This is a genomic window from Lacticaseibacillus suihuaensis, from assembly GCF_054785075.1.
On sequence record NZ_BAAGBJ010000004.1, the window covers coordinates 145561 to 159391 of the forward strand.

Annotated in this window: 11 protein-coding genes; 4 read left to right on the forward strand and 7 right to left on the reverse strand. The window is 63.7% G+C overall.

Features of this window, described 5'->3' with window-relative positions:
• Positions 1-6 precede the first annotated feature (6 nt).
• Positions 7-3288, reverse strand: a complete 3282-nt coding sequence (locus tag ACYVRZ_RS05315) for a DUF5107 domain-containing protein (RefSeq protein ID WP_461225469.1) — start codon at positions 3286-3288, stop codon at positions 7-9.
• Between the two features lie 125 nt (positions 3289-3413).
• Between ACYVRZ_RS05315 and ACYVRZ_RS05320 the strand changes: the two genes are divergently transcribed.
• Both ACYVRZ_RS05320 and ACYVRZ_RS05325 read left to right on the forward strand, forming a co-directional pair.
• Positions 3414-4295: an AraC family transcriptional regulator gene (locus ACYVRZ_RS05320; protein WP_461225471.1), complete on the forward strand. Its 882-nt coding sequence runs from the start codon at positions 3414-3416 to the stop codon at positions 4293-4295.
• Between the two features lie 270 nt (positions 4296-4565).
• Complete coding sequence (locus ACYVRZ_RS05325) at positions 4566-5318, forward strand: MerR family transcriptional regulator (RefSeq protein WP_461225472.1); 753 nt, start codon at positions 4566-4568, stop codon at positions 5316-5318.
• A gap of 649 nt (positions 5319-5967) precedes the next feature.
• On the opposite strand, the gene ACYVRZ_RS05330 is transcribed toward ACYVRZ_RS05325, so the two are convergent.
• From ACYVRZ_RS05330 to ACYVRZ_RS05345, 4 genes are all read right to left on the reverse strand, one after another.
• Positions 5968-6999 (reverse strand): serine hydrolase, encoded by a 1032-nt coding sequence (locus tag ACYVRZ_RS05330; protein ID WP_461225473.1) that lies wholly within the window; start codon positions 6997-6999, stop codon positions 5968-5970.
• Between the two features lie 141 nt (positions 7000-7140).
• Positions 7141-8706 (reverse strand): hypothetical protein, encoded by a 1566-nt coding sequence (locus ACYVRZ_RS05335; protein ID WP_461225475.1) that lies wholly within the window; start codon positions 8704-8706, stop codon positions 7141-7143.
• Between the two features lie 226 nt (positions 8707-8932).
• Positions 8933-9976 carry a DUF916 domain-containing protein gene (locus tag ACYVRZ_RS05340; RefSeq protein WP_461225477.1) on the reverse strand — a complete coding sequence of 348 codons (1044 nt, stop codon included), beginning with the start codon at positions 9974-9976 and terminating at the stop codon, positions 8933-8935.
• Between the two features lie 2 nt (positions 9977-9978).
• Positions 9979-10536 (reverse strand): hypothetical protein, encoded by a 558-nt coding sequence (locus ACYVRZ_RS05345; RefSeq protein WP_461225479.1) that lies wholly within the window; start codon positions 10534-10536, stop codon positions 9979-9981.
• A 509-nt stretch (positions 10537-11045) separates the two neighbouring features.
• On the opposite strand from ACYVRZ_RS05345, the gene ACYVRZ_RS05350 reads away from it, so the two are divergent.
• Complete coding sequence (locus tag ACYVRZ_RS05350) at positions 11046-11822, forward strand: TerC family protein (protein ID WP_461225481.1); 777 nt, start codon at positions 11046-11048, stop codon at positions 11820-11822.
• 135 nt (positions 11823-11957) lie between these two features.
• Here the strand turns inward: ACYVRZ_RS05350 and ACYVRZ_RS05355 are convergent, their stop codons facing one another.
• Together ACYVRZ_RS05355 and ACYVRZ_RS05360 are read right to left on the reverse strand one after the other, a co-directional pair.
• Complete coding sequence (locus ACYVRZ_RS05355; protein WP_461225483.1) at positions 11958-12470, reverse strand: GNAT family N-acetyltransferase; 513 nt, start codon at positions 12468-12470, stop codon at positions 11958-11960.
• Between the two features lie 271 nt (positions 12471-12741).
• Positions 12742-13197: a hypothetical protein gene (locus ACYVRZ_RS05360; protein WP_461225485.1), complete on the reverse strand. Its 456-nt coding sequence runs from the start codon at positions 13195-13197 to the stop codon at positions 12742-12744.
• A gap of 135 nt (positions 13198-13332) precedes the next feature.
• Between ACYVRZ_RS05360 and ACYVRZ_RS05365 the strand changes: the two genes are divergently transcribed.
• Complete coding sequence (locus tag ACYVRZ_RS05365; RefSeq protein WP_461225487.1) at positions 13333-13773, forward strand: NUDIX hydrolase; 441 nt, start codon at positions 13333-13335, stop codon at positions 13771-13773.
• Positions 13774-13831: the final 58 nt, after the last annotated feature.

Genomic DNA, 13831 nt, shown 5'->3' on the forward strand with positions numbered 1-13831 from the left:
CTCCTCCTACAAAGTCTCAAACAACGGGTCATCCAATCGTTGCAGCAAGGTGATGGCGCCGAGGTGATCCGGCGCCGCGGCCAGCACTGTGGTCGCCAGCTGCCGCGCCAGGTCGTGCTGGCCCAGGCCGTAGTGGCCCAGCGCCAGCAGGTAGCGGCAGTAAATGCGGTGGTTCTTGGTGATGTCGGCCTTGAACACCGTGGTCTGCGGCATCGACACGGCGAAGTAGTCGTAATGCGCGACGTCGTGCAGGTGCTTTTGGCCGTATGTGGTCAAGGCGTAAAAGCAGCGCTTGGCCGCCTTGGTCTCGCCCAACTTCAGGTAAGCCAGCCCCATGTAGAGGATCAGGTCGGCCGGCTGGTCGTTGTAGTACAAGACGTCGCCGGGCTCCTGGTCGCCGACCGTCGCCTTTTGAAAATGTTCCCGGGCCACTGCGGTATCGCCGAGCTTTGCGTAGGCGACGCCCAGCAGGTACTCGCTGAGGTTGTCGTGGTAGTTGGCAAGCTTGCCCTCGCCGAGGTTGGCCGGCCGCTCAAGCGAGCGGTTGAGCAGGTCGATTGCGTGTTGGGGATCACTGGCCAGCGCGGCCTTCGCCAGCTCGGTCAAAGCCGTCACGTACTGCGTGGAGACCTTGCCCTCCCCGCCTTCCCACGGGTGGAACTGGCGGTGCATGATTTCATCCAGCGCGTCCTGATGACGGCCACGCGCGTTGAGCAGCGTGATGTATTCGACCAGCAAGTCGTCGCGCTGGTGGACCAAGGCGAGCTTGCCCTCAAGCCCCGCCAGCCGCGTTGCCACCGGCTGGCCGGCCAGCTGCTGCAGCGAGTTGAGCTCAAGCAACAGCCGCGCGTCGGTTGGATCAAGCGCCTGGGCCTTGGTCTGAAGCGCCAAGGCGCCTTTCAGGTCGTCTTGGACGTTGTAACGCGCGAAAGCCAGGTTGCGCAGCAGGGTCGGGAACTCAGGCAGCTGTTCCTGCGCCTTTTCCCAGGCCGCGATGGCCGCTTCGTGGCGCCGCTTGTCGTACAGCAGGTTGCCCAGGTAGTATGACGCATGCGGGGTGGCCGTTGGGTAGGCCGCAATCAGGCCAGTCAGCACCCGGTACTCGCGCAGCTTGTTGGGGAAGCAGTAGCTTGGATCCGCCGCCTCGGCCGCGGCCAGCGCGGCCTGCGCCTTTCGCGTGTCGCCTTGGGCCAACGCCAGCGCCGCCAGGTAGTAGTGCGGCATCGGGCCGGCCGGCGCCGCCTGCAAAATCGCCGCGGCCGCCGTCAGCTCGCCCATCTGCCAGTAGTCATCGGCCAGCTCCAGGTAGTTGTTCAAAGATCCGCGCATCGCCTGCTGCCAGGTCGCCTGGGCCGCGGCAGCCCCGCGGCCGGCCTCGTACAGGCTACCCAGATCCAGCGGGTCGATGGCGAGGTTGGCCGCAATCGCCGCGTCAACCGGCTGGCCCAGTCGCCGCATCAACACCACCTGCAGCACCCGCGCCTTGAGGTGGTGGGTGTTACGGGTTAAGGCCTGCGTGACGAAGGCCAGCGCCTGGCGGTCGTTCCCCTGCCGGGCGGCGGCCAGGGCCAGCTGGAAGAAGGCCGGGCCCTTGGTGTCGTCGTTCCAGGTCGCCTTGTAGAAGCTGTCGAACGCCGCGGCGTCTTCACCCAGCGCCAGCTGCGCAAGCCCCAGGTTGAAGCGCGGGGCCCCGGTGTCGGGGTTGGGGGTGTGCAGTTCCTGTCTGGCCACGGCCTTGGCGAAGTGGGCCTTGGCCGCCTCGAACTCGGCGCGGCGATACAGGTACAGGCCGTAGCCGTTGTTCAGGCGACTGTCTTCGGCGTCGCGGCGCAGCCCCTCCTGGTAGTAGGCCGCCGCGTCCAGCGTCGCGTGGCGGTACTGCTCGATGTGCTGGGCGGCCAGGAAGAGCTCCTCGGTGGTTTTGATCGCGGCCGGGTCGCCGATAGCGGTCGCCGGATCCGGCAGGTCGGCGATGGCGGCCGGGGCCCCTTGGTAGGCGACGATCACGCCGTGGTCGTCGCTCAAAGTCAGCTTCACCCGCTCGTCAATCGCGGCGATCGGCGTGTCGAGCAGCTTCTCGTAGGCCGCGTTAGGCGTCAGGTCGACGCGGTCGGTGAACAGCACCTCATCGTCCAGCGCCAGGGTCAGCTGGGCCGAGAGCTTGCTTGAGGCGTAGACGGCCACGCGGGTCTTGCCAGCGGTCAGCTCGACGTTGATCGCCGCGTCCTTGGTCGCGTTTTTGATGTGGCCGACGCCCTTGTACGGCATGAAGTACTGGGTGAAGGTCTTCTCCTCGTACGGGGCCAGCCACGAGAAGTCCGGCTGGTTATCGGTGAACACGCCGGTCATCAGCTCGATGTACGGGCCGTCGTGGTCGGTCAAGTTGCGGTCCCAGGCCTGGCCGAAGTCGCCCGAGCCCCAAGTCCACTGCTTTTTGCCCGGCGAGACGTGGTGGTCGGCGACGTGCAACAGCCCCGCCGCCGAAGCTTCGTCGTAGTTGCCCATGAAGTTGTAATCCGAGTGGTAGGCCATGTACGAGGTCGGCACCTTGACGTTCTTGTAGCGCGAGATGTCCACGCCGTCCGAGTAGTCGTACTTGTAGTAGGTCCCGGTGGCGATGGGGAAGCTCGACACCGCGCGTTTGCCGTGGTCCATCACCGCGTTGACGTCGGGCGGGAAAACGGAGTAGGTGTGGTCGTTGACCGGCACCGCCGGGTTAGCCCACCACAGGAAGGTCTGCGGCAGGTCCGTGCGGTTGTACAGCTGCCCGTCAATTTGGATGTAGGCCTTGTCCGGGTACAGCGTGAACCGCGCCTCACCCTTGGTGCCGTACATCTGATCGATTTCCGAGACGATTACGGTTTGGCTACCGTCGGCGTTTTTGACCAGCTCGTGCTCCACCGGCATGAAGGTCGACGGCCGGTGGTGCTGCGGCCAGTTGAACTCGATGCCGCCGCTGATCCAGGGCCCGACCAACCCGACTAAGGCCGGCTTGATCACGTGGTTGAAGTAGATGAAATCGTAGCCGTTGGTCTTGTCCAAGGCCCGTTGGATGCGGCCGCCGAGCTCCGGCAGGATCATCACCTTCAGGTAGTCGTTTTCGAGGTAGACGGCGCGGTAGGTCTTGTCCGTCGGCTTGTCCGCGATTTTTTCGGTCACCGGCAGCGGGTAGACCTTGCCGCTGGATCCTTGGTAGACCCGCTTCTCCAAAAACAGCGGGTTCTTATCCGGCTTGGCCACCTCGTAGGTCGGCAGCACAACGTTCTCTTCCCAAGCTTTCACTTGCATCTGATCCACACTCCTTTGTTAATCGCCCCTATCGTAGCCGCTTGACCGGTCAAAATGAATGCACTTTCAGCCGAAAGCATTGACTATCCGCCACTCTCGCGGTATAAAGGGCGCGAGGTGATCGCATGACGATTCAAAAAAGGGCCGGCTTTGCCGGCGAGCGCTACTTGCTGTTGCCGATGCGCGATTCGGCGGCACTTTTGGACCACGCGCTGGTCAATCAAAACTACATCACGGAGATCGGCTACTACCCCGCCGCCCGGTTCCACTACCGCGAGCGGCCGCACGGGGCGGCCCAGACCATCTTCTTGTTTTGCGTCGCCGGCCGCGGCACCGTCGAGTTCGGCGGGACCACCTACCCGATGACCGCCGGCACCATCTGCTTCATCCCGGCCAACACGCCGCACCGCTACTTCGCCGACCCGACGGCGCCTTGGACCATCATGTGGTTTCACTTTGCCTCCCAGACCTTCGCCCAGATTCAGGCGACCGACAGGACCAAGCTGTTGCACCTCGGCGCGGCCAAGCAGGCGCGAATCGAGCAGCACTTCTCGGAGCTCTTGACCCTGCTTGAGCAGGAGGTCTCGATTGCCAATCTGATCTGCGCCTCCAACTACCTGACCCTGATCATCACCGAAAGCTACTTCATGCAAAATACGCCGGTTCAAGACCTCAAGGCCAAGCTGGTGTCCGATTGCATCGCCTACATGAACAGCCACCTGGAAACCGACCTCACCGCGGCCGCTTTGGCCAAACACGCCGGCGTCTCGATCAGTTACCTGAACCAGCTGTTTCGCCAGTACGCCGGCCGCTCGCCGATCGAGCTGTTCATCGAGTCGCGCATGAACCGCGCCTGCAGCTACCTGCGCCTGACCGACATGCGCGTCGGGGCGGTCGCGACGACCCTGGGCTACCACGACCCCTTCTACTTCTCCAAGCTGTTCAAAAAAACCATCGGCCTGTCCCCCAAGGCCTACCGCGAGCAGGCGACCGCGCCGACGCCGTAGCCGTCGGGCGGCGAACGGTCGGGCGGCGAGCGGTCGGGCGGCGAGCGGTCGGGCGGCTCGGCCACGGACCGGCCGGCGACCTCGGACCAACCGCTGCCCGAGGTCGCAGCGGCGTCGCGCCTTGCCGGTCCGAAACCGCCGCACCACCGCCGGCGACCGGCCGTCGCGCAACCGCCGCCCATTTTTGGGGCAATCACCCCTTGACCCTGACGCCGCGTCAGCCCTTATGCTACTGAGTGGGGCCAACCCGGCCCCGAACGGAGGAATGAGATGCCCACTTACACCACCAGCCAGTTCGCCGCCTTGACCGGCCTGACGCCTCGCACCCTGCGCTACTACCACCGGCTCGGGCTGCTGCACCCGCAGGTCGCGGCCAACGGCTACCGCCTGTTTTCAAGTCAAGACGCCGATGCGGCGCAGCTGATTCGCTTCTACACGGCGCTTGGCCTGAGCCTGAACAGCGTCGCCGCGCTGCTGGAAGGCGACGCCGCGAGCCGGGTTGCGGCGCTGAGGGCCCAACGCGCCAAACTGGTCGCCCAACGGCAGGCGCTGGGGCACCTCATCGCCGAGCTGGACAGCACACTCACCAATCAGGAGGGACAACCGATGACAGATACCGCCAAATTCACCGCCTTCAAGCAGGCGGCCCTCGCCCACAACGACGCCGAGTACGGCCAGGAGGTCTTGGCCAAGTGGGGGCCGGATGAAAAAACGGCCGCCGACCGCCACTTCAAAGGCCTCGATGAGGCCACCTACAACCGCGCCCAGGCGATCGAACAGCAGCTGGCCCAGGCGCTGCGCCAGGCCATCGCCTCAAGCGCCGCTCCCGCCGGCCCCCAAGGCCAGCAGGTCTGCACCCTGCACCGCCAGTGGCTTGAGATTATGTGGCGCAAGTACGACCCGGCTATGCACCGCAACCTGATGGCCATGTACGAGGGCGACAGCCGCTTTGGCGCCTACTACGACACGCTGGCCGGCGCCGCCGCCGCCTTCTTGATCGCGGCGGTTCGCGCCAACGCCTGAGCCACACCTGAGCCACGGCCAAAATCAAATCCCGGTGCGACCGACCCGAACGGGTTGGCAGCACCGGGATTTTGGCGTTTCGTCACTCAAAAATCCGGCGCATCGCTGCGCCGGACGCGCCGAAGCCACCGCGGGTTCAGACCCGCGGCGGCCTCGGTTGTTTTTGTTGGTGACTTGCGTTCTTGTGCCGATGGCCCCGCGGCGGCCGCGCTGCTGCGCGGTGCCTGGGGACAAGCCACCGGTCAATGCCCCGCCGCAGCTACCTCGCATGGCGAGTAGGCGGACCAATGAGCGGCCGGTGGGTGGTGGTCCACACCCTGGTGGTCGGCCCCAATCGGAGGAGGCCGTTGCGCGAAAACGTCGACGTTGTTGCCTGGTTCAGCATGGCATGGGTGGGGGTACTGGGAATGCTTATGTCCCGGACCTTCCCCCTAAGCAGTAGAGTTGCAAGCGCTGCGGCCGCAGCGTTTTCCCTGCCCGTTGACAATCATCTGATTATAATGTAAGCCCTGCCACGGCGGCTGTCAACTTTTACGCTCGCGTGGTTGGGCAACGGCTCGCGCGATGAGTCGCCGCCCGTTCATTCCGCGGCCGGCGCCGACTCACGGCTCCGGCCGGTCGCCAACCGGCTCTGGTTCCGGACGGCGGCTCAGTCCCCGTACACGATTTGCTGGACGCGCGTCGCGATGGTTTGGACCAGCGACCAGTCCATGTAGTCCTGGTTGGTGGTCAACACCGCCAGCAGGTAGCGCTGGCCGTTGGGCAGCGTGACGATCGCCGCGTCGTTGTCGGTCGATTCCAGCCAGCCGACCTTGTCTTGCACCACGGCCTTGGGCGTCAGGCTTGCCACGGCGGCGGGAATGCCGTCGCGGTAGACCTGCGTCGCCATGTCGCCGGTCAGCTTGCTGGCCAGGCTGGCCGTGGCGAACGGCGCCTGGCGCAGCGCGATGCGCCGCAGCACGGTGACCAGGTCGTTGGCCGTCGTCTTGGCGATGCCATTGCCGAACACCGGGCTGACGACGCCGAGGCTTGCGAAGTAGGCGTTCATCGCCGTGGCGCCGTAGCGGTACAGCTGGGCTTCGCCGTACTCATTGGCCGAGTTGACGATCATGTTGGTGAAGCCGGTTTCGTCCTCGCTCGTCCAAGTCCGGGCCCCGCTTTCGACTTGGTGAAAAAGATAGGCGGTGATGTACAGCTTGTAGGTGCTGGCGGCGGTCCAGCTGGTGGTGCCGTTGACGTTGGCCGCAAGCGCCCCTTGCTGGTAAACCGCGGCGGTCTTGGCCTTGGCCGCGGCGCTGCCGGCGGTGGGGCTCAAGTTGTAGAAGCTGACGGCGACGTTGCCGCTGGCGCCGACCTCCTTCAGGTAGGCCGCAAGCTTGGTGCGAATGTTTCGTTGCCGCTGGGTCACCTGGGCCGCCGTCAGCGCAGTGGTCGCGGCGGCCTTCTTAACCGTCGCGGTTTTGGCCGTCTCGCTACTGGCCGTGGTGGTGCTGCTGTCTGCGGTCTCGGCGCTGGCGTCCGTTTCGGCCTTGGCCGCCGTCGCCGGCTCGTCCAGGCCGTCGTCTGGCGCCACCATGGTGTGAACGCCCCAGCCCAGCAGGCTGAGGACCAAGACGGTGCAGCCGGCCGCCATGGCGACGCGGTCCCAGCGCAGGCGGCGGTGTTGATGGTGTTTGCTCATGTCGTTCCTCCGTATGGGCGAGTCGGCCGCCCATCACTTTTGATTATGCCGATTAGTTGTGAATTAATCTACATTAATTGAGGAATTTTTGAGGGGCCGCCAAAAAGGACCGCTGCGGTGGCGGCGGTCCTTGAACAAGACTCAGTTGGCGGTGGCCGAGACCCCGCTGACGATGCTCCAGTTGACGGTGGCCGAGTACGACGTCGCGGTGACGGCCGTCTGGTCCGGCAGCTGCAGGCTCACGTTACCGACGGACCGACTCACGGTGATGGCTGCGGTGCCGGTGTTGGTGAGCAACGTCTGCGGCGTTCGGCCCAGCACCGTGGTCCCCCACAGGCCGCTCACCGCCGGCAGCGTCAGCGCCCCGGCGAAGCTCGCCCCCGCCGCGTTTTGCCACGGCGAGATGGCGACGGTCAGGCTGCTGTTGGCCGGCAGGGTCGCGGCCAGGCTGACCAGCCCGGTGCTGGTGACCGCGCTTGGCAGCTGGCCCAGCGTCAGGGTGCCGAAGTTCCAAGTGCCACTGACCGCCAGCGTCGCCGCCGGCTGCTGCAGCTGCACCAGCCGGTCCTGAAGCGCCTGGCGGGTGGCGGCGGAGAGATTCGCGTTGTTGTCCAGCAGGCTTTGAATTGAATCGGCGGTCATCTGCGGCAAAAACACGCTGACCGCGTGGTCGTTCATCTGGGGAATGCCGCTGTACGGGTTGGCGGTGGCCGACACGATCGCGTTGACGCTTTGATCGGACAGGCTCAGGCTACCGGTATCCATGTTAACCAAGTTCAGGATGTAGATGATCGTGTTCCAGTTGCCGACATCCAAGTTGCTGTCGCTGAGGTCGGAGTTACCGGCGTTGGTGATCACCGTCTGCAGCATCGAATTCAGGGTGCTTGAGATCAACAGCACCGCGTTGCCGGCTAGGTTTAGGTTGGTCACGTACTTCACCGCGGCGAACTCGCGGTCCCACGCCAGCTGCAGGATGCGGTTGGTGTTCAAGTCGAGCGTGGTGATGCGCTGAGCCGCCGTGGCGTTGAGCAAGGTGTCTGCCACGTGCGAATAATCCAGCATCCCCAGGTTGTTGTGCCCCAGCATGAGCGTGGTCAGGTGCGGCAGCCGCGGCGTGTCGAACAGGCTCATCAGCTGCTGGGCCAGGCTCGAATCGCCGATGCGCTCGGTCACCCCGGTGAGGTCGACGGTGGTCGCGCTGGTCGCAGAAGCCGCCACCAGCATCAGCATGTTAAACGGCGGGTGGTACTGCACGGCCGCCGTTTTGCCGTCGTAGCTCAGGGCGTTGTCGGCCAGCGCCTGGTCCGACTGCCCGGCGATCAGCACCTGGTTGTAAATGTTTTCGCTGACGTCGTAGCCGGTCGCCCCTTGGGCCAGGCCGGCCACCCAGTTGCTGACGGTGGCGCTAGGCGTGGCAACCACCGCACCGCTGGCCGCCACGCTGCGCTCTGCCAGGCTGAAGGTCGCAAGCTGCGCGACGTCGGCCATGGTGAAGGTTGCCGGCTGCTGGCCACGCTCACGTGGCGTCTGGCCGTCGGCGTAAGTGCTGTTGGCCAGCACCACCTCAATCACGGCGTCTGGAATGCCGTAAGTCTCCAGCGTGTTGCCGGCGTAATCCGCGGCAGTGGCGGCCTGCACCGGTCGGGCGAAGGCCAAAAGCCCGAACAGAACCGTCAGTGCGGCGATGATGCGGCTCAGTCTGTGCATGCCCGACCTCCTTTACCGGTGCGGCTCCGCGATTGCGTTGGGCGACGCCGCAGCTTGACTTTTCGTGGCACCGCGACGACCATCAACGGAAACCGCGATTACTGATTGTAGCGCCGCGACTGCTTCTTGCCGAAGCCGCGACGCTTTGAGCGGAGACCGCGCTTACTTTTCGTAGAACCGCGACTACTTTTCGTAGAATCGCGACGACTGTTAGCGGAAGCCGCGCTTACTTTTTGCGACGCCTCAATAGTAGCACGACCAGCAGCGCAATCACCACCAGCAGCAGGGCGAACACCGCGATGGCGGCGTAGACGAACCACGGCCAGCCGCCGCGCTGGGCCGCCGTCGCCTTCGCCTGGGCCGCCGCCGCCTTCGCCGTCAGGGTGACGGTTTGGCCATTGGTCAGCCGGTAGCGGTAGCGTTGACCCTTGGGCCCGACGTAGGCCCCCTTGGCGTCTTCGACGTAATACGCCGCGGTGGTCACCTTGTAGCGGCCGGCCTGGCCGCCCGGCAGCGCCAGCTGGAAGCCGAACTGCGAGTTGGGCGCCATCTGCATGCCCGTCGCCTGGCGCTTGGTGGTCTTGCCGGTGGTCAGGTTCTTGACGGTGGTGGTGACGGCCAGCTGATTCAAAAACGTGGCGCTGGTGTTGGCCAGCGTCAGCGTCGCGGTTTTGGCCCCGGCCACCGTCGCGATGGTGGTGCGGCCGGCCGTCAGCTTCGGCGTGAAGGTGCGGTCGGTGTTTCGCGCAACCACCGCGATGCTGTAGCTGTAACGGTTGACGATTGCCAGCCCCGAGCCTTGCGCCTTGGTCGCCTTGGCCGGGCTGAAGGTCAAGGCACCGGCAATCAGGCCGTCAAGCGCGGTCTTGGGCATGGTCAACGTCGCCTTGTAGGTCACCTGCCCCTTGGCCGGAATCGTCACGCTGTGAGCCCCGGTCACCAGGTCGGCCAGCGCAACTTTCAAGGTGGCCGCCGGCTTGCTGGTGCCGGCGTAATCCACCTGGCCGTTGGCGCTGGTGGCCGCGGTGTGGAACCGCACCGCTACCTTCACCGGCTTGGCCGTCGTGTTTTTGAGCACCACGTTCAGCGGCGTCGCCTTGCCCGGCGCCACCACGACGTCGAAGTACGAGCCGGCCCCTTTGCGCTGCGCCGTGCCGGTTTGCGCCTGAACCGAAAAAGGCAGGCTAGCCGCCTGCACGATTGGGCCTCGCAACCCCAGCCCGAGCATGAGCCCGAGCAGCAGTGCGAGGAATAAGTTTTGCTTTTTCATGATTAGTCTTGGTCGGTGCTTGCCGCTGCGGTCAGGTTCCAGTCCAGCGTGTTGGTGTAGCTACCGGCCTTGATGGCGGTATTGGCCGGGATGGCGAGGGTCACGGTCGTGTCTTCAACCGTGGTCTCGCCGGTCGTGCCGGAGGCGATCAGGAAGCCATCGGCGAGGTTGGCGCTGGTGTCGCCTTGAGTCGCGGTCAGCGTCGCGTTGGCGTTGAGAATGGCGGCGCCGGCCGCGGAGCCGTCCGTGCTAGCCTGCCAGCCGGCGGCCTTCACGCTCAGCATCCAGTTGTCGTTGTCCAGGCCCTGGAAGTCGGTGACGGTCGCGGTCAGCTTGTTATCGGCGGCACCGTTGAAACCCTCGGTCCAAACGCCTGCAACGGTGAGATCGGAGCCGAAGTTGGCCTTCGCCGTCACGTTGGTCAGGCTCAGGTCACCGGCCTTGAAGTTGATCGTCCCGGTGGTGGTCCCGGTGGTCTCGGCGGCGGAAACGGGGTTAACGGTGGCCAGCGCAACGCCGGCGAGTGCAGTGAGCAGAACAGGTGCGATCAATTTCTTCATGGTAATTTCTCCTTGCTTACATTTTGTATGTTTATTTTGTCTAGTGAATATCGGCCACGTGGCAAGTTTCTGAAAACTCGCCGGCACTATCTAGTATACCGGATGAACGATTAGTTGCAAGCAAAAATTTCATTTTCATTACAAAAAACTGTTACAGCGGCCTTCCCCGGTGTTACCGGGCAGGCCCTTCGTGGCAATCGGTCGCCTGGGCGGCCCGGCGCGGTTCGCCGCGATTCCACTGACCACTATCTTTTGTTGCATAAATTATGCATATACTGTTTTATTAGTTTCGCCGGTGACTCCGCGCCAACTTGGGCGGAAGCCGGCACCGCGGCACCACGCCGGCTGCGGCCGGTTGATGGTTGCCAGGCCATTTTCAGGAAGTCCGAATTCGGCCAAACCTGGTCGCCAGACCATGTTTACGCTTCCAGAATGCGGGTTGCCGACCAAAAAGTATAACCTTTCACGAAAACCTCCCCGCTGGCCGTCAAGTCTTTGTATAATGACCTATGAACCAGAAGGGAGAACCTCGAATCGATACGCTGATCAAACTTTACGCCCCATTCTTCTCCGGTGCGGAGTGGCATGCCGCCATCATGACCGGCAGCGGCCTGATGACCATCCTCACGCTGGCCATCATGGAGTGCCTGCTGTCGGTGGATAACGCCGTCGTGCTCGCCGCCCAGACGGCCACCTTGAAGGAGCCGCACAAGGAACACATGGCCTTGATGTACGGCCTGTGGGGCTCTTACGTTTTCCGCTTCATCGCCATCGGCCTCGGGAGCTTTTTGATCAAGTTCTGGGCGGCCAAGGCGATCGGCGCCGCCTACCTCTTGTACATGTCGCTGCACTTCTTTTACGAGCAGCACCGCCCCAACCAGCCGAGTGAGGCCGAAAAGCTGACCAAGCCGCGCTCCTTCGCCGGCACGGTGGCCGCGATCATTCTGCTGGACATCGTGTTCTCCATCGACTCGATTCTCACCGCCCTGGCCATCGACAACAATCCCGTGATCGTCCTGATCGGCGGCTGCATCGGCATTCTCGCCATGCGTTTCGTCGCCTCGATGATGATCGTGCTGCTCGACAAGGTGCCGGAACTTTTGATCATGGCCTACATCCTGATCGGCTTCATCGCCTTGAAGCTGGGACTGAGCCTGCCGATGATCAACATCGAAATCTCCAACACCTTCTTCAGCATCTTCGTCCTGGTCGCCTTCGCCGCCACCTTCGCCTTGCACTGGTGGCACGTGCGACACCCCAAGGGCCAGCAGCAAGAAGCCAAATAAGCAACGCCGCATCCCCCGCCAGCCGGCGGGGGATTTTGCTTGCCCCAAAAAAGGGTCGCCGGCTGACCTAAACAAAAAAATTGGGGCCCCACCGCATCTTGCAGGTGGCACCCCAATTTTGGCGTGTTGTGAAGCTCACGGCCGGTCAACCGCAAAGCCGTAGTGCGGCATGGTCAAGCCGTAGTAGTGCTTGACGTCGCGGCCTCGCACCAGCATGCCGTTGCGAATCGCGACGTTCATCGACGCGAAGTTGGTGTCGCGGATGATCGACCAAACCGTCGGCACCGCAAGCGTCGAAAAGGCGTAGGCCTTGGCACCGATCGCCGCCTCGCAGGCGTAGCCTTGGTGCCAGAAGTCGCGCTGCAGCAAGTAGCCGATTTCGATCACCGGCTGACCCAGAAACTGCTGCTTCGTCAGGCCGCACTGGCCGACGAAGCGGCCGTCGGCTTTGCGTTCAAGGGCCCACAGCCCAAAGCCGTCCTCGCGGTAGCGGCGCAGCTGGTTGGCCAACCACGCCTGCACCTCGGCTTCGCTGAAGCCATGGGCGTAGGCATACATCGTGGTCGGATCGCGCAAGGTCAAACTCAGGCTGGGCAAGTCGGCTTGCGTCAGCGGCCGGGCGACCAGCCGCTTGGTTTCGTAAATCATAAAGGCTCCTTTCATCAAGGCACCAAAACGGCCCCACGCAACTGCTCACGTGAGGCCGCCGGCGCAACGCGGTAAACGTGCCACCGATGCTATTGAATCAGCCGGCGAGCCGTCACCGGTTCTCTTGAATCCATCGGCGGGTTGCTACCGGCTCCGTTAAAGCCAGCGCCAGAGGTGCCGCAGGGCCGCGCAAGTTACTCGGCGGCTGTGCCGCGGGACCGCGCAAGTTATCCAGCGGCTGTGCTACAGAGTCGCGCAATGCCTTGGCGGGTTAGGCCTCTGGGTTCTCTTGGTCGAAGGCGAGCTTCTTCTCGCGGTTGTAGCCGATGAAGGCGAACACCGTGCCGATGATGCGAATCACCCAAGAGGCGAAGCCGAAAATCATCGACGCCATCAGGCCGCCGACCATCTGGACGGCCTGCTTGTCGGACAAGGCGTCGAGCTCTTCTTTCAGGTTGTTGAGGTTGGTGACCACGCTGTGAACCGACGAAATCGCGATGACCAAAAACACGATCTGCAGCCCGGTCGCCACCAGAAACAAGATCAGCGCGGTGCGGCGCTTCTTGTCCCCCCGCGGAATTTTGACCAGCATGTAAATCGCCAGGCCGGCCAGAACCAGCGCCAGCGCGATGTTGGCGACGCCGCCAAAGCCGGTGCAGGTGATGACCCCAAGGATCGCCAAGATCAGGTACAGCGTCTGGTAGGTCTGCTTTGATTCTTCTTCCATTGTAATTCCCCCTCACGCCACCTGCGACACGCAGGTGATTACTCCTGTTCATTATCACCCAAAAAGGCCAAAAGTGCCAGCGCGACCGCGGTTCGCGGTGTATACTAGCCTCATTCAACTTGCGGAGGCACTGCCATGACCGACCGTTTTTACCCCACCGAGCTCACCTGCTTTTGCCTGGTTCAAAGCCAGGGTAAGCTCCTGGTTCAGCACAAAACCGACTCCGAGTTCGCCCCCAGCCTGACCTTCCCCGGCGGCCACAGCGAGCCCGGCGAGTCGCTGACCGCTTGTGCCACCCGCGAGCTTGAGGAGGAATGCGGGTTGACCGTCACCGACTGGCGGCTGGCCGCGCTGGTCAACTTTCGACGCACCGACGGCAACAAGGAGCTGATTGTCGCCTTCGCGGCCACGCTGCCGACGCCACGCCCCACCCAGGTCACGCCGGGCACCAAGAACGAAGGCGAGACCGCGTGGCTGCCGCTGGCCCAAGTCGCCCAAGCGCCGATGAACGCCGTGGTGCGAGGCGTCTGGGACGCTTACCGGCAAGGAACGCCGCGGGAGCTGTACTTCGACTAGCCTGGACCCAAAGTTTGACCGGCGCGACGACTGGCCAAACTTTTCTATTTTTACCCTT

Bases quoted from the DNA above. Each gene is read 5' to 3' on its own strand.
- ACYVRZ_RS05345 (WP_461225479.1), bottom strand. From the start codon at position 10,536: ATGAAGAAATTGATCGCACCTGTTCTGCTCACTGCACTCGCCGGCGTT.
- ACYVRZ_RS05335 (WP_461225475.1), bottom strand. From the start codon at position 8,706: ATGCACAGACTGAGCCGCATCATCGCCGCACTGACGGTTCTGTTCGGG.
- ACYVRZ_RS05325 (WP_461225472.1), top strand. From the start codon at position 4,566: ATGCCCACTTACACCACCAGCCAGTTCGCCGCCTTGACCGGCCTGACG.
- ACYVRZ_RS05330 (WP_461225473.1), bottom strand. From the start codon at position 6,999: ATGAGCAAACACCATCAACACCGCCGCCTGCGCTGGGACCGCGTCGCC.
- ACYVRZ_RS05320 (WP_461225471.1), top strand. From the start codon at position 3,414: ATGACGATTCAAAAAAGGGCCGGCTTTGCCGGCGAGCGCTACTTGCTG.
- ACYVRZ_RS05365 (WP_461225487.1), top strand. From the start codon at position 13,333: ATGACCGACCGTTTTTACCCCACCGAGCTCACCTGCTTTTGCCTGGTT.
- ACYVRZ_RS05315 (WP_461225469.1), bottom strand. From the start codon at position 3,288: ATGCAAGTGAAAGCTTGGGAAGAGAACGTTGTGCTGCCGACCTACGAG.
- ACYVRZ_RS05355 (WP_461225483.1), bottom strand. From the start codon at position 12,470: ATGATTTACGAAACCAAGCGGCTGGTCGCCCGGCCGCTGACGCAAGCC.
- ACYVRZ_RS05360 (WP_461225485.1), bottom strand. From the start codon at position 13,197: ATGGAAGAAGAATCAAAGCAGACCTACCAGACGCTGTACCTGATCTTG.
- ACYVRZ_RS05340 (WP_461225477.1), bottom strand. From the start codon at position 9,976: ATGAAAAAGCAAAACTTATTCCTCGCACTGCTGCTCGGGCTCATGCTC.
- ACYVRZ_RS05350 (WP_461225481.1), top strand. From the start codon at position 11,046: ATGAACCAGAAGGGAGAACCTCGAATCGATACGCTGATCAAACTTTAC.